This is a genomic window from Paenibacillus sp. FSL L8-0644 (genome assembly GCF_038008165.1).
Classification (GTDB): Bacteria; Bacillota; Bacilli; order Paenibacillales; family Paenibacillaceae; genus Paenibacillus; species Paenibacillus polymyxa_D.
Genome location: NZ_JBBOYN010000001.1, coordinates 610,408 through 628,399, shown reverse-complemented (window position 1 = coordinate 628,399; position 17,992 = coordinate 610,408). Strand labels below are relative to the sequence as shown.

Sequence of the window (17,992 nt, the reverse complement as noted above, 5' to 3'; positions counted from 1 at the left end):
CATAACGACTCAAACTATTGTTGCTTACTTAAATACAGTGGTTATAATAACCACAGTATAATGATCCGCAACTATAAAGTCAAATCTATCCTTTCTGACCATCCCTAAACTGTTCGAAAAAGCTGAACCGTAGCCACTTGGCACAAGCCACTAACAAAGCTTAATGCTTCCCGGTTGTGCTTTTCTTCTCCTCCCGGCGGGAAAACCAAGTCGCGAGCAACGAGCCGGAAATATTATGCCACACGCTAAAAATCGCACTCGGTACAGCAGCAATCGGGTTAAAATGAGCTGCTGCCAGCGCAGCACCCAGTCCGGAATTCTGCATTCCCGTTTCCAGCGTAACAGCTTTACGCTTGGAAAGATCCATGCCGAACAGCTTGGCAAACCAATATCCAAGCAGGAACCCGATTCCGTTATGCAAAATAACCACACCAAAAATAATCGGACCTGTCTCCAAAATCTTGCCTTTGCTACCTGCAATCACAATAGCCACGATGAGCATAATCACCAGTGTTGATATGAGCGGCAGCGCCTGGACACTGGCTTCTGCCTGTTTGCGAAATAGCGATTTGATGATAACACCCAGCACAATGGGGACAATAACTACGATGAGAATGTCCATGATCAGGGACTTCGCATCAATATTCATCCAACGTCCAGCAAGCAGGTTAATCATCGCCGGGGTAGCCAGTGGAGCAATCAGCGTCGACACCGAAGCAATCGATACCCCCAACGCCACGTCGCCTTTGGATAAAAGCGTCATTACGTTGGACGCAGTTCCACTCGGGCAACAGCCTACCAAAATGACACCTACCGCAATATCCGGTGGCAGCTGCAATACTAATGCCAATCCAAAGGCCAGAAACGGCATAATCAGATAATGCCCGACCACACCAATAGCCACATCCACTGGACGCCGGAATACTTCGCGAAAGTCAGCCGCAGATAAAGTTAGCCCCATCCCGAACATGACAATGCCCAGAAATAACTGTATGTATCCTTTCAACCCTGTAAACGCCGCAGGAAAGAAAAATCCCAAGCATGCAAATAAAAGTACCCAGATGGAAAAGGTCCCTCCTACAAATTTCCCTACTTTCTCCAATCTATTCATTCAACTTATCTCCTTACTTCTATATAAGTTGAATTTGAGGAAATACAGCTTATATAGTGCTTAAAATTTTTATCATTGTACTACATATGACTGCATATACATACCACTTTTTATGATTATGCCGGGATCAAGAAACTTTTACCGTTCCGACATATTCGAAAGTAAAGTGGGTATATTCATAGTAGAAGATTGTGACCAGTCAGTCATTTTGGATCATCATTCGTTGAGGAGGAGATATCCCAATGTCACGAAGCCATCCGTATAAATGGTGGAATATTATTGTATTTATTGCTGTCGTTTTCATTAACTTTCTGGCTTCTACACTTCCTATCGGTGGCAGAAGTACTGCTGCTGTATCCAACATGTACCCTACCTTGATCACCCCAGCGGGTTACGCTTTTTCCATCTGGTCGGTCATCTACGTGCTGCTCGCCTGCTTTGTTGTGTATCAAGCTACACCTACAGGGCAAGCCAAGACAAGCGTTCAATCCATCGGTATTTTTTTTATTCTAGGCTGTCTTTTCAATATCATCTGGATTTTCCTCTGGCAGTATGTATACGTAGAACTGTGCGTCATCGTTATTATTTTATACTTGCTTTCCTTGGGCGTCGTGTATGTACGTACCCGCACACCTCAGCCAACCCGCGGAGAAATGTGGTTCGTCAAGCTACCGTTCAGCCTCAACCTCGGTTGGGTATCCGTTGCTACTATTATCAATATTGCAGTGGCACTGGAAAAGAATGAATGGAGTGGCTGGGGACTCAGTGATACGACATGGGCGATCATTATCCTGCTCATCGGCACCATATTGGCGATCATGGTCAGCTTTCCTTATCGTGACAGCATTTATCCTCTCGTATTTGTATGGGCCTATGTCGCCATCGCCGTCGAGCATCCGAACCATGAAAATGTACGGCTGGCTGCATTGATCTTGGCAGCAATCATTCTGGTGTACGCCCTATGGCTATTCTTTGCCCGTAATCGAGACCGGGATTAAAGAAACTATTGATATCTACTAGCAAAAACAAGCGAGTTCGGGTCTGAATCATCTAGCCCAAGCTCGCTTGCTTTGTTTATTCATTTTATCCAATATGATTAGGTATAGACTTTGATCAAATCTATAAGCTTGCTTGTCGAGTGATCTGCATTTATCTTCTTCATATTGATAATGTAATCCGACCTTTTTTCATACAAACGAAGAATCATGTCGACAAACCGTTCAGATTCCAACTCTTCCTCTTCTAAAAATTCACAAAAGCCTTGCGCCTTAAATGATTTTGCATTTAGAATTTGATCTCCCCGGCTAACCGCCTTTGAAAGAGGAATCAATAGCATAGGCTTCCGCAACGTCAAGAATTCAAAAATGGAATTTGAACCCGCCCTAGAAACAACCATATCTGCCATCGTCATAACATCCGCCAGTTCATCGTTTATGTATTCAAATTGCTTGTAGCCATGCATATGAATGGAATGATTCACTTGATCTTTACCACAAATATGCACGATTTGAAAATAAACGAGCAAAGCCTCTAAATTCATACAGACCATCTCATTGATCTTCTTGGAACCTAAACTCCCACCCATGATCAGAATGATCGGCTTATTTCGAGTAAAACCGCAATAGGCCAAACCTTTAGCTGCCACCCCATCTTTTAGTTCATCTCTCACAATAGCCCCTACATACCGGGTATGCTTAGAGCGAAAGTACTGAGTGGTTTCAGGAAAGGTAGTACAAATTTCTGTAGCAAATGTGCTGGAAATTTTATTAGCTAATCCAGGGGTAATATCTGATTCATGAATGATTACAGGGACTTTATTTAACCACCCAGCCAGTACCACAGGAACCGAAACAAACCCGCCTTTTGAAAAAATAATATCCGGTTTTTCTTTTCTTATAATCCGGTACGCTTGAGAAATCCCCTTCAGCACTTTAAAAGGGTCCTTAAAATTATCCCAATCAAAATATCTGCGCAATTTCCCAGTTGAGATGCTGAAATAACACACATTTTCTAGTCCGGAAATCAATTTTCTTTCAATCCCTTGTTCAGAGCCTATGTATTGGACACTCCATTGTTGTTCCAGTAAGTGAGGAATCAAAGCTAAGTTTACTGCTACATGTCCTGAAGAACCTCCACCAGTGAAAATTATTTTTTTATTAATCATCTCCACCTCCACTCTGTATTCAACAAAACAAAACACATTAAATTTGAGCAACCGGGTGCCTCTATTTAATAGGGACACCCGGTTGCCATGCAAACTTTTTATTTTATGAACGGACCTTTCAGACTATTCGCCCTTCAATGCAATGACTTCAATCTCCACCAGTGCATCCTTAGGCAGACGGGCTACCTCCACCGCACTGCGTGCTGGATAGGGTTGCTCAAAGAAAGAACTGTACACCTCATTGACGCTGACAAAATCGTTCATGTCCTTCAGGAATACAGTCGCTTTCACAACCTGGTTCATGTTGCTGCCTGCCGCTTCCAGAATGGCTTGTACGTTGCTCAAGGACAGGCGTGCCTGCTCCTGTACATCCTTACCAAACTCACCTGTTGCCGGATTCAGTCCAAGCTGTCCCGAAGTGTAAACAAACCCGCCTGCCTCTACCGCTTGGCTATAAGGGCCGATAGCACCGGGTGCTTTTTCAGTCGCAATTGTTTTTTTCATATGGGTTGGATTCTCCTTCCTGATACTGGTTCACCGTATTATAGCATGTGAAGCCCAAAGCCACTATTCCGTGCGACGGATTAACGCACTTGATGAATTAGAGATTACGATCGATGTGCCGCAACATACAGACCACCCATAAAACACAAATAACGCCGCTGCTGCCCGAATCATCGGGCAACAGCGGCGTTATTATCATTTTTAATCCTAAACGTGGTTTTACACGTTTACATCCGCATCCGCACCCGTTCCTGAACCAGTTTCCTCAACATCGGATGTTAGCTCCGCACCGATGACCCGAATGATGTCGTTCGGATAAATATGTACGCCGCTCGCCTGCGCAAGAGCGATTCGTACCATGGCTCGTGCGATGACCGAAGCCGGGATGGCACGGTAGGAAGCCAGCTTGCCCGTCATCAGACCGTCCAGCGCTTTCATGACAACAGCGGCAGCGGCTTCGCCCAAACGTCGTTCAGGTCTCGCTCCCAAGATCAGCGACGGACGGAACAAATGCAGCGCAGACAGCCCGATAGCGGCAAGCGCCTCTTCAGCCTCACCCTTGGTGCGATTATAAAACACGCGTGAATCTGGATCGGCCCCCATCGCTGAGATAGCTAGCATCTGTACAGCACCAGCCTCTTTGCCCAACTGGGCAGCTAGCACTGGATAGTCCACATCCACCTGACGGAACTGCTCCTTGGAGCCAGCCTTTTTCATCGTTGTCCCAAGGCAACAAAAAACATCATCCACCCCCTCGAAGGCGAACGCCGCTTTCTGTGGCTGTTCCCAATCGATAAGCGCCTGCTCCAGCTTGGGATGCTTGATGTCCAACGGACGTCTGCCCATAACCATGACGCGGTTGTATTCCTTTTGCACCAGCAGCTCTCGTACAACATAACCCCCGACAAGCCCTGTTGCACCCACAACGACCGCTTTACGTTCCATGATAGACCTCCTTTGTGCCATAACGCTCCTGCTCCTACAATTGCGATTAGGTTAATTTAAAGGGTTGTTCGTCCGCCTCCTTGCTTTTGGACGGACACATCGGTAGGTACAGGGAAAATGTACTTCCCTTGCCCTCCTCACTCTCCAGACGGATAAACCCGCCCAACAAGCGGGAAAAATCACGGCTGATGGACAATCCCAACCCAGTTCCTCCATATTTTCGATTAATGGAACCGTTCGCCTGCTGGAATGCCTCAAAAATAACGTGTTGCTGAAGCTTGGAAATGCCGATGCCCGTATCTTTTACAGCAAATACAACCCAATCTCCCTCCTGTCCCTTTCGATCCAGATGTTGTGTACTGATTTCCAGCAATACACGTCCTTCATGAGTGAACTTAAAGGCATTGGACAACAGATTACGCAAAATTTGCTGTACTCGTTTGGAATCGGACCGAATTTCATTCGGTATAGGCTCATGCTCCTTTAAGCTGAATTCCAGGTTTTTATCCTTCGCAGTGACTTCAAACTGCATCATCATCACCTGCGCAATTTCACGCACATTGACCGGCTCACTTACGATTTCCATGTGTCCAGCCTCGACCTTGGACAAGTCCAGAATGTCGTTGATCAGTTGGAGCAAATCATGCCCCGAGGCATAGATGAGATCGCTGTACTGGTATAACTCGTCCTCATCCAGTTCCTTTCCCTGCTCGTTGATAATCTGCGCCAGGTTAATAATGCTGTTAAGAGGTGTACGTAACTCATGCGACATCGTTGCCATAAAATCCGATTTATATTGGGAAGCCATCATCAGTTGCTTGGCACGTTCCTCTAGAATGACCTTTGTCTTCTGCAACTCATCTCGCTGCTCTGATAACAACTCATTCGCCTGCTTAATCTGATGATTCCGCTGTTGCTCCATCTGAAAGTCCCGTAAAATCAGAGCAAATAGAAAACTGAGGACGATGCCGATTGGCAGTGTCAGAGGAACAACCTCCGCTACATAATAGCGCCAGGGAATGACGCCCAGGCAGGCTATATTTAACGTATTTACGATATTAACCGCTAAAATGGTCACCGATGCCTTGATAATCAGACGCCAGGTGGAACGCCGCATCCAGTAGTTCAATCCGGCGCACAGGACGCCCAGAATGCTCATATTCAAAAAGCCGACCCACGCCGCCATATGCAAACCGAAGGTAAATCTCGTAAGTCCGATTGCGACCCCAATAATAATAAGCGTATAGGAGCGGGGATACACCAATGCCGCGATAATCAGCGGTACAAAACGCAGATCAAAAATAACCGTTTCACTAAAGTTAAAACCAAAGCAAGAGCTGACCCATCCGCCAAATATCACTAGCAGCACGGAGCTGACATATTTGAACCGCGAAGAGGTACGACTCAAACCATATTTATAAATCACGTTCGCCACATAGGCAACGGCAATCAGCATCCCTAAATTCATTAAAAACATCATTGAAAATTGCATGGACTCACACTCCCATAGCGCAAAAAATTGGATGCCAGGCCTATGTTAACCGCGTTTGCCTTTCTTGTACATCATAACATGAAGCCCCATCTTTCGACATGTCAAAAGATGCTTAGCTCCCTATATAAAAAAGCGAACCTCAATGGCTCGCTCTAATGTGCTGATACCTATAGAATCAGCTTGTGATGCCTTTGTTCCGGCGCCACTCCTTGACAAATAATTCGGCAAAATAAGGGTCCCATTGGGTTCCCTTTCCCTCCTCCAATATCATAACCGCCTTCTCTTCCTTCATACCTTGCCGATAGGGGCGATTAGACGTCATTGCATCATAAGCATCCGCTACAGCAATGATTCGTCCAAATAAGGGGATATCTTCCCCAGCGAGCTGGTCAGGATATCCTTTGCCATCATAACGTTCATGGTGCGAGCGCACGCCAGGCAAATAAGGGGCCATAGCATAAGCCGGTTCAACTTGCCGGAGAATGCTCTCCCCCATAACCGGGTGCATTTTAATCTGATCAAACTCCTCGTCCGTCAGCTTGCCGTCCTTGAGTAGCACAGCGTCAGCCACGCCGATTTTACCGATATCATGCAGCAAGGCTGTTTTGCGCAGCAAATCGATGTCCGCCTCATTCAAACCTCCCTTGCGCCCAATGAGTACAGAGTATTCAGCTACACGCAAAGAATGTCCTGCGGTATAGGCATCTCGTGCATCCAGTGCTGCCGCCAAGGTGGCGAAGTAACTGTCCAATAGCTGACCGTTCTTTTCTTCCCGTTCCTTTAGGCCCTCAATCATCATGTTAAATCCTTCGACCAGCTCCGCAAATTCGTCCGAATACAAATCGCTGGCATTACTGTTCAGGCGGCCTTCCTTCACTTCATTCATTTTTTCCAGCAGGTGGTGGATCGGCTGTTCGATCTCACGGGTCAGCAACCTGCCTCCCAGATAAGCAAAGGCTACACCAAAGATTAAAATCGCACCCGCCCATGCCCAATAGGAACTAGAATTCGCCGCCTCCAAACGTTCCAAGCGAATCTGTGTAGCTAAACAAAATAAAAATAAAGGAAAAGCACCAATGAGCGTCGCACTTAACTGAAATTTATGCCGAAGCGATAGCAGGACTCGTCCTCGCAGGGACAGGCTCAATCCATATTGCTGGTAGGTTCGATCCCGAATTTCCTCCAGCAGTGGTTTGATTGCTCTCATGGTCAGGAAAAATTCAACCAGTGCGTGCATGGAAGCGACCAGACAAGCTCCTATACAAGCGATTCCTACATAATAAAAGGGAAAAGTAAGTTGTCCAGTATGTATCATCCATAACGCAATGACGGTTGCCGGGATAGAGAAGCCTAACAAATGCGGTCCTACAATACGTAAAACTGACAAATTAGGCAGATGATGAACCCGGATATACACCGCTTCTACATCCTTGAGTGTTTCCTGGTTACCTAGAAAAAAACGATGAACCGGTCTCAAATGGATTCGAAACACTATGGTTTCACAAGCAATCATAATAACACTGGAAAATACAATAATTTTAACAAGACCCCAAATTTCATGGTGGGCTACATTTAAGGTGGAAAATACAAAAATCATACCTACCAACAATACAGCGATAAACGAACCTATAATATAGTTCAGGATAACATGCTGAATAAAGCGCTTATAGGTCGGCAAATTGCTACCCCTCTTTTCATCCGTACACTCTAAAATATCTTGTGTATTCAATATCGGAGTCCAACCATCAAAAGTTTACCTTCTTGCTTGAGCATTTTACAATACGAAGACGGCTTTTAGTCTGCAATTTATAGATGGGAAATCGTGCTATTCTTAATTAAGAAACCAAACACACCTTGTGTTTTAGATATATTCCTGCTATACTATTAAAGTATGTATTAACCCCATAAGATTCCACGCAACAAGCTATTACTCCTAATCACCGTATGGAGCTTCTCCAAATTTTATGTATAACCCTAATGTAGAATTTTGAGCTTTTGCCGAAGATTTTCACATTCACACTGGCGCGGTCATCGGAGCCGCAAGGACGAAAGAGAGGTAGGGCTTTTGTCGTTTGGAAAATGAACAGTGGAATCACACTGCCCCTTATGAACATGCTGACCATATATTGCAAGGTAGCAGGGGTTGAATATATATTATGCCATCAAACGATGAAGTTTGGGCAAGCTGTGCAGTACATGCAAACTGCACCCATCCTCCGGATGATCCCCGGGGGATTTTTCATTTTACGGAAACCGTATCATGAACAAAAAAATGACCCCGTCGATACATCGACAGGGCCTATAGCTTGATCAAAAAGGGGTTAATAGGGTCATTATAGTCTCGCTTTCTTAAAACTAAATGATATGCACCTTAAAAACTCATTAATTCTCCAGTTTTATATACCTTTTAATAATTCGTCCAATATTCTGTACCATCGGTCGGCATCGTTTGCGTAGTGGAACGTCTTGTTTCGGCTTGAGTGCGCCTTTGGGTCGAGGGACGCTCCCATCCTTCCAGTAAAACAACATGTTGGGTACCCGAATTGTTTTCCCAAGTGATGTAGCGCTCCTGTTCCATATGTCGCAAGGCGACTGTAATTTCAGCGTCTCGCTTGCCCGTTTTTACGGTCAATTCCGCCATTGTGGGCATGTGGCGATGCTGGGCGAAATAATTATACAAAATACGTAGCAGCTTTCGTTCCAAATCTGGCAACATCGTCTTCCCTCCTACAAAGAACATATGTTCCCATTATAACACATAAAAATGCACCCTCCTACTGGAAGATGCACTGGGCTTGTATTCCCATGTTGAATTCAGTTTTTTTCCTTCTCTTGACGACCGACAGAGCGCAGCCACCAAGCGACTCCACCAACACTTCCAAGTGCCAGAACCGTTAAGAAAATAATATAGAACAAATGAAATGCACGATCACTCATGGCAATCGCCTCCCTTACTTTATGTATACACTTTCCAGCTAAGCCTGTAAACCTCTTTTTGATCCCACATTCTAAATTTCCCCAAGAACTCGACAATAGATACTTGCTTGAGATCCATCGGTGCATACTAACTAAAAATGGTTAATACCAAATATGAGACAGACCAAGGAGGTTATCGAATATGAAATTCCTATTGATCGTGATCATCGTCGTGCTGATCGTTGTGTTGCTTATGAGAAGACGCAGATAAGCGGAGACATCCTGCATGGTTAAGAAGGAATACAAAAAGGGCTTTCGGCACATCACCGAAAGCCTTTATTCATATGAGGTTAGGGCTAAATTACGCCTTGTTCTTCTTGCTATATTTAATAAAAGCAATTACAAGCGCTACAGCAAACAATATTCCGCTGACTACCCATGTTGTCAGAAATGCCATACCCAAACCCACATTAGACCCCATCGTCGGGTGCTGCATGGCAGTAAACACCGAGCCCTGCATCATAAATATGGTACAGAATAAAACAACGGGCGCCAAAATAATCGTGCTTGCCGTCTTCCGACTACCAGATACTGCGATCACGCACAGAGCGGAAATCACCAAGATTACCCAATATATAACTGCTTCCCAAATCACTGAAGTGCCCACTGTTCAACCTCTTTTCTATCCATTCGTATATGCCTCTTCTATTGTAACAGACGTCACACAGTGAACCAAGCCATAATTTGATCAGAAAAGGGGTAAACTCTGCGAATAACGTAAATAATGTACAGTAGCAATCCTACATTAAAGACAGGAAAGGAAATGATTCCATGAGAAGTGCAAGCCCTTTTGTCATTGTAAACGACGTGCAGCAGTCAATTGACTATTACCAATCGGTTTTAGGCGGAAAAATCAAAGTGCTAAACAAGCAGGAAGGCAGACTCTTGCACGCTGAACTTCACCTGGGTAGCAGTCATATCCATTTTTCGGATTCCTACGGTAAGCCGCTGAAAGCACAGCATGTACAAATCATTCTCGACTGTGAAAGTGAGGACGAGCTTAAGCAGGCTTACCACGCACTAGCAGAAAAAGGTACCGTTACCGTGGAGCTACAAGATACTTTCTTTGGTGCGCTGCACGGCGAAGTAACGGATCACCTTAACCAGATTGGATGGGTGATGAACTATTTTAAGAGATGATCACGTTCAGCCATAACCGAATACGTCTTATAGCCACCATCAACGTTCCTCACCCGATAACCGTATTGGGTCAAAATTCGGGCCGCAATATAGCCTCGCAGACCAACTTGGCAGGATACCGCGATCTCCAGATCACTAGGGATTTCCGCCATCCGCTCTCTAATCTCGGCCAGAGGAATATGAATCGAACCTGGAATGGCTCCTGCCTGTAGCTCCACTGCATCCCTAACATCAATAATAAGACCACCCTTTCGGTGAAAATCATCAACTTCATGCCACTGTATCGTTTGGACCAGCCCATCCATGATATTCGAAGCCACGTAGCCCGCCATATTCACAGGGTCTTTTGCTGAAGAATAGGGAGGTGCGTAAGCAAGTTCAATATCAGCCAGTTCTCGGACGTTCAAATGACCACGAATAGCCGTCGCAATGACATCAATTCTTTTGTCTGCTCCATCAGCTCCAACAGCCTGCGCCCCATAGATCATCCCATTCTCGGGATTAAAGAGCAGCTTCATAGCGATGGGTGATGCGCCAGGATAATAACCAGCATGCGAACCGGGATGAATATGAACAGCCTGATAAGGAACGCCCAGCCGCTGTAATGTTTTTTCATTATTACCTGTAGATGCTGAAGTCAATGCAAAGGTCTTAATGACGGATGTTCCGAGCGCCCCATCATAAGAAATTGTCTGACCGTTAATATGATCCGCTGCCAAGCGCCCCTGACGATTGGCTCCCCAAGCTAGCGATACCATCGTTGCAAACCCATGATTGCGGTCCTTGACCTGGATGGCATCCCCCACCGCATAAATGGCCGGATCGCTGGTTTGCAGTTGGGCGTTGACCTGGATGGCGCCGCGAAAACCAAGTTCCAATCCGCTTTGCTTGGCCAACTCATTTTCAGGAACAACACCGATCGCCAGAATAACCATGTCCGTCTGAAGTACACCCCCGGAGGTCAAACGAAGTTGTGCACCCTGCTCTTCAAAAGCCGTGACTCCTTCCTCTAAACGCACCTCCACCCCGTTCAGTCTCATATGCTGTTCTACCCATTTGGCCATTTCAGGGTCCAGCGGATTCAATAATTGTTGTCCCATATCAATAATAGTTACTGCAAGTCCACGCTCTCGCAAATTCTCGGCCATCTCCAGCCCAATAAATCCGGCCCCGATCACCGTGACATGCTTTGGATGTCTTTCATCTACATATGCCTTAATAACGTCCGTATCATGAATATTTCTTAATGTAAATAGATTCATAGCTTCATGTAATCCGGGAATGTCCGGTATCATCGGTTTGGCTCCCGGCGACAATACCACAATATCATATGGCTGCTCATCTGTTTCCCCTGTAACCATATCGCGGAAATGGACGAGCTTCTGCTCCCGGTCTATTTGTATCACTTCTTTCAGTACCCGCACATCTATATTAAAACGGTCTCTTATCCCTTGAGGTGTTTGGAGAAACAGCTTCTCTCGCGCAGGGATTACCCCGCCAATATAGTAGGGAAGGCCACAGTTCGCAAAAGAAACATGCTCTCCGCGTTCAAACAGAGTAATCTCGTCTTCCTCATTCCATCTACGCAATCTCGCAGCAGCAGAAGCTCCACCTGCTACCCCGCCAATAATAACTATTTTTCTACCCACTTCTTCCCCTCCTTATATACCCTATGGGGTATAATATATACCTATGGGGGTATGTTGTCAACACGCAAAAAAAGACGGAGGTTGCCCCCCGCCTGATCAACCCTGAACGAATACCGATCTGGGTCGAAAAATCACTTGCGATGCTACACGAATGCTCTGTCACACTTAGTCTAAGAAGAGTCTACTGCTACTACTGCTGGCTGGCCGCGATCGCCTGCTCCAGATCATACAATATATCGTCTATTGCTTCTGTCCCGACAGATAGGCGTAACAGCTCCGGTTTGACTCCGGCAGCAACCTGTTCTTCCTCATTCAACTGCTGGTGCGTTGTGCTTGCCGGATGAATAATCAAAGACTTGGAATCACCTACATTCGCCAAATGAGAAAATAGCTTTACATTCGCAATTAGCTTGCTTCCCGCCTGGCTTCCACCTTTAATACCAAAGGTCAGGATTGCTCCTTGTCCTTTCGGCAAATACTTTTGAGCTAATGCGTAGGACGGGTGGCTCGGCAACCCGGTGTAGCTTACCCACTCCACATCCTTGTGCCCTTCGAGATATTGCGCTACCTTCAAGGCATTTTGACTATGTCTTTCCAGCCGCAGATGAAGTGTCTCCAAGCCTTGAAGCAGCAGCCATGAATTGAACGGAGAAATGGCAGCTCCCAAGTCCCGTAGCAATTGCACCCGTGCCTTGATAATATATGCGATAGGTCCCACCGCCTCGGTGTAAACAACTCCGTGGTAGCTCGGGTCCGGCTCAGTCAGCCCCGGGAAACGACCATTCGCTTTCCAGTCAAACTTGCCGCTGTCCACGATCACCCCACCAATAGACGTACCATGTCCGCCAATAAACTTCGTTGCCGAATGCACGACAATGTCCGCTCCGTATTCAATAGGACGCAATAAGTAAGGACTTGGGAACGTGTTATCCACAATCAGCGGAATACCATATTCGTGCGCAATCGCCGCTACTGCTTCCACATCCAGCACATTGCCCTGTGGATTGCCAATCGTTTCGGCAAAGATGGCCTTCGTTTTATCCGTAATGGCATGGCGGAAATTCTCTGGATCATCCGAATCGACAAAATGCACCTTAATACCCAATTTGGGCAGTGTGGTAGAAAACAGATTATATGTACCGCCATACAGGCTGGAGGCTGATACAATTTCATCTCCAGCTCCCGCAATGTTCAGAATGGAGAAGGAAATCGCCGCCATTCCCGAAGCTGTGGCCAACGCGCCAGCCCCGCCTTCCAGTGCGGCAATCCGTTGCTCGAACACATCCGTGGTCGGATTCATCAGACGCGTATAAATGTTGCCGAATTCTTTCAGCGAGAACAAATCAGCCGCATGCTCGGCATCCCGAAATCCATATGAAGTGGTTTGGTACAACGGAACGGCGCGGGAAAAGGTAGTAGGATCAATCTCTTGTCCGGCATGGACAGCGAGAGTTTCGAATGACAGCTTGCGTTCTTCTGACATGATTATTTCCTCCCTTGTTATACGTGCTGTATGAATCGTCTCTTCCTGTATGCGTAGTCATGGATGATTTTTCAATTATTCTCGCACAAAAAGAACGATTTGGGAAGATAATTCTCATTATTCAGGTAGGATATTATCATTTTATTTAAAGCATCAGGTTTCGGATCGAAAGGTTTTGCCCAAATGCTCACCCAGACCAAAATAATGGCGGAAATTATAGATGAGCGGACTCCACTTTGTCGGATCAATATGGTTCTCGCCGAGGATGATATCCTGATGAACATGCACCTGTATGGCTTGAGTTTCGACGATAGCAAAATAAGGAGAATGGTCAGGAATTCTTACATCCCTCACCTTGGCTTCAATTTGAATAGGGCACTCCCTAATTCGGGCAGGCTTGACCCTATTCGACTCAATCGAAGTGAGTCCGCTGATCTCATACTTATCTTTATGGTACATAAATCCATGTTCCTTTTTTTCCGCTGGAACAGGATTCTTACCTGTATAAGGAGCCAAACGTTCTACATTTTCCCACATGGAAGGTCCCGGAACATTGATTACACATTCGGGATGCCGCTCCATATTTTCTAATGCTTTGCCACCTGTTCCAATGCCTAGTACCACACAATCTCCTAATGCCCACGAGGAGGAAATCGGGCTAATATTGGTCGTTCCATCCTCATTCACCGTATTGAGTAAAATCACAGGGGTTCCGTAATATAAAATGCTAGGGTTAATCGTTTTAACGTTTGGGGTATGATTCATCTCATTCATCTGATTTGTTGGGTTCATTATCTCTTCTCCTTCTATTCAGATCTACCTCCCTATTGTAAAATATAAATATTTCAACCTTCATCGAAGTATGGATTACAAAGGGGGATAACCGTGCCATGAGTACCAAGTCAAATGTAGCTATGATTGCTTCTCTTGTTAGCGAGCCTTCTCGTGCAGCTATACTCACCGCTTTATTAGACGGCAGATTCCACACGGCAAGTGAATTGGCCCATATGGCAGGCATCAAACCGCAAACGGCCAGCTTCCATCTGGCTAAAATGACCGAGGCACACGTCGTTACTGTGGAAAAACAAGGGCGTCACCGTTACTATGGCATTCAAGACCCCGAAGTTGCCCGGGTGATGGAGTCATTTTTATCCATAGCTCCACCTGTTCCAATCAAGTCATTCAAACAAGCCTCCGAAAACGAGGCCATACGGTTGGCAAGAACTTGCTACGATCATGTTGCGGGTCAATTAGGCGTACAGCTCATGAATTTTTTCATGCAAAAGGGGATTCTTTCCGAGGATCAGGACGGGCTTCATATTACGGACCAAGGAGAGACTTTCTTCACTGACTTTCAGATTGACCTTACAAAAACAAGACAAAAGCGCCGCTCTTTCTCACATAAATGCCTGGATTGGAGTGAACGACGCCATCACCTTGCCGGTGCTTTAGGAAGTGCTATTCTGGACAGATTATTCGAATTACATTGGATCGAGCGTCTGCCTACAACCCGAGCGATACGTATTACAGCCGAGGGTAAAAGAGGTTTTAAAGAGATATTTTCGATAGAGGTCGACTAGATCATCAGAGTCCTTTTATTTTTCGCATTACCTCAAATCAAGCAGACTGTTTGAATTGGGCAATAGCAATGGCGGAGTCCTGAAAGTTAACTCCTGTCGTAGTAAGCAGGATAAATTAAGAAGCTTTCCCGCTCTGATCCGCCGCTTTTGCCCCATCTGCCGGAGAAGGTTGAATGGTATTATGAAAAAAAGGTAGCCACAGCCACATACGTCTCCTTTTCATAGTCAATGATGTGTATACATATGACTAATCCGCATATCAAGACTGTGCGTTTCCCCAGAGTAATGAAACAGGTGTGGGCTGGATGAAGCTGTTCATTGATCAACCTCTCTTGAAGAACTCTACCGTTTCGTTAAATGATTGCTGAGCCGAATGTACGTTATATCGGGGAGAGTACGGATCACTGAATCCGTGCTGTCCGCTGAATTTATGTACCCGGATATTACGGTTATCTAAAATTGAAATGAGCTCATCCACATTAAATGATGGTTCTTCCTGTGGGAAAAAAAGCAGTGTTGGACAATGTGGAGTTATTTCTAAATAATTCCTAATACGAGAGCCATAGTATCCTACAATTCCATCAACATACTTTTCTTTACTACACAGCCAGGCAACCGTTGCCCCTATGCTAAAGCCGACGATAAATACCTTTTTATAGCGAGCTCGAATACTTAATAATAAACTTTCGATATGATAGAAAGAGCGTTCAAATCCTATATTTTCTATAAAATTGGTATAGGCACTTTCCTCTTGCGAATAGTCATAAGGCATTTCTTTGCCTAGTAAATTTGGACAAATGACATCATAACCCTGATCTGATAATAGGCTACAAAAATTTTGTATATGCTTGTTAATCCCATAAATCTCATGCAGTACAACAATTAGGGTGCTCGACTTTTTATCTATGCTTATCATATTGTCCCCCTAACCAGTTTTGAATATGGGAAAATAATTCATCCGGATACGCGTATTTATACTTAGCTGCCACTTCCGAGGATAATCGTTTGAACAACTTTAAGGATACGACCAATGCTTCCCAACTATGATTGGGATCGTATTTCCCAAAAGATTTCTTCAAATCAGTAACAACATCTTGATCAGCCCATTCATTCATGAATTTCCCTGCATGCCAAGTATCATATTCCGATCCATGTACAGCTTTTGCATGCCACTCTATCATTTGCAGCAATAATTGTTTACAGTCCATATCTCTTTGCTTAGCTACCCACAGATCATTACGCAAAATTTGTTTAGCCACATATAGAGAGGCGAAGCAATACATGCTAACAACCTGTAGATAAGCACCTTCAGATATTAGAGGAGTATCCGGGATCGTTGTGGTTTGAGAAATGATTTGATTTCCATTCCCCGTCTTATCGAGCAGCATCCTGACCCCCCGCTGAAATCCTTCAGGAATACGTCCATTTTTGATTATATGATCCAGATCAGAAATATGACGGAATAGAAAATCAACCTCAGCCCCTTGGTCAAAGAGAACGAGTTTTTCCGGATCCCCTTTTGCCGTTCGAAACATAAAGCTGGTCCAAACTTTGCCGATGTTTAGTAACCATTGATCATTTTGAAGATAGTAATCTGGATTCGTTGAAAAGACGACTACATCCAAGTCAGAAAACTCATCAAAAGGCTTGTCCTCTCTTGCCCGGGACCCAACGATATAAACCGCAATAATTTCCTCATTAGAGATTCCCCATTCGGATATACGCTCCTCAAGCACTTCGTAAGCATTATTCATTACAATATATCCTCCTTTTTTAGAAAACATTATATCCAATCCAATAATTACGGTATATATTTTTAGTTAACATTCAAAGGAATGCTGCCTGATATACACCATTCATCAAATCAATTTCCCAATCTTCATCCTGTGATATAATTCTTTCAATATTACAGTTTGGAAGGATGGTGCAGATGTCGGAGCAGCGAGTATACATCCGGTTCTCTGAGGAGACGGACGCCGCAGAGTTGGCAGCAATGTACAAGCGCAATCGAGAATTCTTTGAGAAGTTTTCGCCAAACAACCAAGAGAAGTACTATACGGAGGAGCACCAGCTCCAGACGATTATTAAAAGCAAGGCCGACATGATGGAAGACCGGAAATATTCCTTCGTGGTATGCCACAAGGAGGACGACCGGATTATAGGCAGCATAAGCCTATCTTTTGTGGTGAGAGGACCGCTTCAGAGCTGTATGATCGGATACAGCCTAGATCAAGCATATAACGGCAAGGGCTATATGACGGAGGCGGTGAAGCAGGTGGTTCGCTATGTTTTCGATAAGCTAAAGTTTCACCGGATCTTCGGGGAAGCCTCTCCCCAGAATCCAGGATCCATACGTGTGCTTGAGAAGGCTGGCTTTCACAAAGAAGGCATCTCTCGAAGCAACGTAAAGATCAACGGAAAATGGGAGGATCACCAGGTTTTGGCGATTATAAATCCATCTGAGGATATCTAGTTTTTCGGAGTGAACAATCATTTAACCATTGTAGGTGGTAGATAAAAGTACCAAATTTCAATATTCTTATTATTGTAATTGAATTTCGGGAAATTCCAAGGAGGTTATTATGAAGTATCAATCCATCAAACTGAATGAAAAGTTATCTAAGTTTAGTGATCATTGGTCTCCGAAAGTTATTGGTGAAATGAATGACTATCAATTTAAATTGGTGAAAATAGTTGGGGATTTTGTATGGCATGATCATCAGGATACCGACGAGGTCTTTATTGTACTTGAAGGTGAGATGTTCATTGATTTTAGAGATGGACGGGTACAAGTTTCTCAGGGAGAGATGTTTATTGTGCCTAAGGGGGTCGAACATAAACCTTTCGCCCATGAGGAGTGCCATATCATGCTAGTAGAGCCGAGGGGAGTGGTAAATACTGGAGGAGCAGAGTCAGAATTAACGGCAGCCAATGATACTTGGATTTGA

The 17,992-nt window shown here is 44.9% G+C and carries 19 protein-coding genes; 5 read left to right on the top strand and 14 right to left on the bottom strand.

From position 1 onward, the window contains the following. Positions 1–160: 160 nt before the first annotated feature. The gene (locus NSS94_RS02900; RefSeq protein ID WP_318627633.1) at positions 161–1,111 is read right to left on the bottom strand and encodes a bile acid:sodium symporter family protein; all 951 of its coding nucleotides are present in this window, start codon (positions 1,109–1,111) and stop codon (positions 161–163) included. A 242-nt stretch (positions 1,112–1,353) separates the two neighbouring features. Here NSS94_RS02900 and NSS94_RS02895 point away from each other — a divergent pair, with 242 nt between their 5' ends. Further along, complete coding sequence (locus NSS94_RS02895; protein ID WP_029515996.1) at positions 1,354–2,109, top strand: tryptophan-rich sensory protein; 756 nt, start codon at positions 1,354–1,356, stop codon at positions 2,107–2,109. Positions 2,110–2,207: 98 nt separating this feature from the next. Here the strand turns inward: NSS94_RS02895 and NSS94_RS02890 are convergent, their stop codons facing one another. The 8 genes from NSS94_RS02890 to NSS94_RS02855 form a co-directional block, all read right to left on the bottom strand. Then, complete coding sequence (locus NSS94_RS02890) at positions 2,208–3,272, bottom strand: undecaprenyldiphospho-muramoylpentapeptide beta-N-acetylglucosaminyltransferase (RefSeq protein ID WP_029515997.1); 1,065 nt, start codon at positions 3,270–3,272, stop codon at positions 2,208–2,210. 126 nt (positions 3,273–3,398) lie between these two features. Next, positions 3,399–3,779: a RidA family protein gene (locus NSS94_RS02885; RefSeq protein WP_029515998.1), complete on the bottom strand. Its 381-nt coding sequence runs from the start codon at positions 3,777–3,779 to the stop codon at positions 3,399–3,401. Positions 3,780–3,998: 219 nt separating this feature from the next. Then, on the bottom strand, positions 3,999–4,724 hold the full coding sequence (locus NSS94_RS02880) for an NAD(P)H-binding protein (protein ID WP_341038614.1): 726 nt from the start codon (positions 4,722–4,724) through the stop codon (positions 3,999–4,001). Positions 4,725–4,770: 46 nt separating this feature from the next. Further along, positions 4,771–6,216: an ATP-binding protein gene (locus NSS94_RS02875; protein ID WP_340954006.1), complete on the bottom strand. Its 1,446-nt coding sequence runs from the start codon at positions 6,214–6,216 to the stop codon at positions 4,771–4,773. Between the two features lie 175 nt (positions 6,217–6,391). Continuing rightward, positions 6,392–7,894, bottom strand: coding sequence for an HD-GYP domain-containing protein (locus NSS94_RS02870; RefSeq protein WP_341040382.1), 1,503 nt, complete (start codon positions 7,892–7,894; stop codon positions 6,392–6,394). A 729-nt stretch (positions 7,895–8,623) separates the two neighbouring features. Then, positions 8,624–8,932, bottom strand: coding sequence for a hypothetical protein (locus NSS94_RS02865; RefSeq protein ID WP_029516002.1), 309 nt, complete (start codon positions 8,930–8,932; stop codon positions 8,624–8,626). 98 nt (positions 8,933–9,030) lie between these two features. After that, entirely contained in the window at positions 9,031–9,153 is a 123-nt protein-coding gene (locus tag NSS94_RS02860) for a hypothetical protein (RefSeq protein ID WP_256026045.1), read from the bottom strand. 340 nt (positions 9,154–9,493) lie between these two features. After that, positions 9,494–9,799: a hypothetical protein gene (locus NSS94_RS02855; RefSeq protein ID WP_238794843.1), complete on the bottom strand. Its 306-nt coding sequence runs from the start codon at positions 9,797–9,799 to the stop codon at positions 9,494–9,496. A gap of 164 nt (positions 9,800–9,963) precedes the next feature. Between NSS94_RS02855 and NSS94_RS02850 the strand changes: the two genes are divergently transcribed. Continuing rightward, entirely contained in the window at positions 9,964–10,332 is a 369-nt protein-coding gene (locus NSS94_RS02850) for a VOC family protein (RefSeq protein ID WP_029516003.1), read from the top strand. Here the strand turns inward: NSS94_RS02850 and NSS94_RS02845 are convergent. The 3 genes from NSS94_RS02845 to NSS94_RS02835 all read right to left on the bottom strand — a co-directional run bounded on the left by NSS94_RS02845 (position 10,317) and on the right by NSS94_RS02835 (position 14,256). Next, entirely contained in the window at positions 10,317–11,981 is a 1,665-nt protein-coding gene (locus NSS94_RS02845; protein WP_341038613.1) for a CoA-disulfide reductase, read from the bottom strand. The genes NSS94_RS02850 and NSS94_RS02845 overlap by 16 nt on opposite strands. 190 nt (positions 11,982–12,171) lie before the next feature. Then, positions 12,172–13,464 carry a homocysteine synthase gene (locus tag NSS94_RS02840; RefSeq protein ID WP_165148041.1) on the bottom strand — a complete coding sequence of 431 codons (1,293 nt, stop codon included), beginning with the start codon at positions 13,462–13,464 and terminating at the stop codon, positions 12,172–12,174. Positions 13,465–13,617: 153 nt separating this feature from the next. Next, complete coding sequence (locus tag NSS94_RS02835) at positions 13,618–14,256, bottom strand: flavin reductase family protein (protein ID WP_165148038.1); 639 nt, start codon at positions 14,254–14,256, stop codon at positions 13,618–13,620. A 98-nt stretch (positions 14,257–14,354) separates the two neighbouring features. Between NSS94_RS02835 and NSS94_RS02830 the strand changes: the two genes are divergently transcribed. Continuing rightward, positions 14,355–15,044, top strand: coding sequence for an ArsR/SmtB family transcription factor (locus NSS94_RS02830; protein ID WP_029516008.1), 690 nt, complete (start codon positions 14,355–14,357; stop codon positions 15,042–15,044). A gap of 322 nt (positions 15,045–15,366) precedes the next feature. On the opposite strand, the gene NSS94_RS02825 is transcribed toward NSS94_RS02830, so the two are convergent. Together NSS94_RS02825 and NSS94_RS02820 are read right to left on the bottom strand one after the other, a co-directional pair. Next, the gene (locus NSS94_RS02825; RefSeq protein WP_341038611.1) at positions 15,367–15,960 is read right to left on the bottom strand and encodes a dienelactone hydrolase family protein; all 594 of its coding nucleotides are present in this window, start codon (positions 15,958–15,960) and stop codon (positions 15,367–15,369) included. Further along, positions 15,944–16,798 carry an aminoglycoside 6-adenylyltransferase gene (locus NSS94_RS02820; RefSeq protein WP_341038609.1) on the bottom strand — a complete coding sequence of 285 codons (855 nt, stop codon included), beginning with the start codon at positions 16,796–16,798 and terminating at the stop codon, positions 15,944–15,946. The genes NSS94_RS02825 and NSS94_RS02820 overlap by 17 nt, the downstream gene beginning before the upstream one ends. 176 nt (positions 16,799–16,974) lie before the next feature. Here NSS94_RS02820 and NSS94_RS02815 point away from each other — a divergent pair, with 176 nt between their 5' ends. Both NSS94_RS02815 and NSS94_RS02810 read left to right on the top strand, forming a co-directional pair. Beyond that, positions 16,975–17,517, top strand: coding sequence for a GNAT family N-acetyltransferase (locus NSS94_RS02815; RefSeq protein ID WP_341038607.1), 543 nt, complete (start codon positions 16,975–16,977; stop codon positions 17,515–17,517). Positions 17,518–17,626: 109 nt separating this feature from the next. Then, a complete protein-coding gene (locus tag NSS94_RS02810) occupies positions 17,627–17,992 on the top strand; it encodes a cupin domain-containing protein (RefSeq protein ID WP_039270324.1) in 366 nt (121 codons plus the stop codon).

Excerpts from the sequence above, each read along its gene's own strand:
- NSS94_RS02900 (WP_318627633.1), bottom strand. The coding sequence starts at position 1,111 with ATGAATAGATTGGAGAAAGTAGGGAAATTTGTAGGAGGGACCTTTTCC.
- NSS94_RS02895 (WP_029515996.1), top strand. The coding sequence starts at position 1,354 with ATGTCACGAAGCCATCCGTATAAATGGTGGAATATTATTGTATTTATT.
- NSS94_RS02885 (WP_029515998.1), bottom strand. The coding sequence starts at position 3,779 with ATGAAAAAAACAATTGCGACTGAAAAAGCACCCGGTGCTATCGGCCCT.
- NSS94_RS02880 (WP_341038614.1), bottom strand. The coding sequence starts at position 4,724 with ATGGAACGTAAAGCGGTCGTTGTGGGTGCAACAGGGCTTGTCGGGGGT.
- NSS94_RS02875 (WP_340954006.1), bottom strand. The coding sequence starts at position 6,216 with ATGCAATTTTCAATGATGTTTTTAATGAATTTAGGGATGCTGATTGCC.
- NSS94_RS02865 (WP_029516002.1), bottom strand. The coding sequence starts at position 8,932 with ATGTTGCCAGATTTGGAACGAAAGCTGCTACGTATTTTGTATAATTAT.
- NSS94_RS02860 (WP_256026045.1), bottom strand. The coding sequence starts at position 9,153 with ATGAGTGATCGTGCATTTCATTTGTTCTATATTATTTTCTTAACGGTT.
- NSS94_RS02850 (WP_029516003.1), top strand. The coding sequence starts at position 9,964 with ATGAGAAGTGCAAGCCCTTTTGTCATTGTAAACGACGTGCAGCAGTCA.
- NSS94_RS02840 (WP_165148041.1), bottom strand. The coding sequence starts at position 13,464 with ATGTCAGAAGAACGCAAGCTGTCATTCGAAACTCTCGCTGTCCATGCC.
- NSS94_RS02835 (WP_165148038.1), bottom strand. The coding sequence starts at position 14,256 with ATGAACCCAACAAATCAGATGAATGAGATGAATCATACCCCAAACGTT.
- NSS94_RS02830 (WP_029516008.1), top strand. The coding sequence starts at position 14,355 with ATGAGTACCAAGTCAAATGTAGCTATGATTGCTTCTCTTGTTAGCGAG.
- NSS94_RS02825 (WP_341038611.1), bottom strand. The coding sequence starts at position 15,960 with ATGATAAGCATAGATAAAAAGTCGAGCACCCTAATTGTTGTACTGCAT.
- NSS94_RS02820 (WP_341038609.1), bottom strand. The coding sequence starts at position 16,798 with ATGAATAATGCTTACGAAGTGCTTGAGGAGCGTATATCCGAATGGGGA.
- NSS94_RS02815 (WP_341038607.1), top strand. The coding sequence starts at position 16,975 with ATGTCGGAGCAGCGAGTATACATCCGGTTCTCTGAGGAGACGGACGCC.
- NSS94_RS02810 (WP_039270324.1), top strand. The coding sequence starts at position 17,627 with ATGAAGTATCAATCCATCAAACTGAATGAAAAGTTATCTAAGTTTAGT.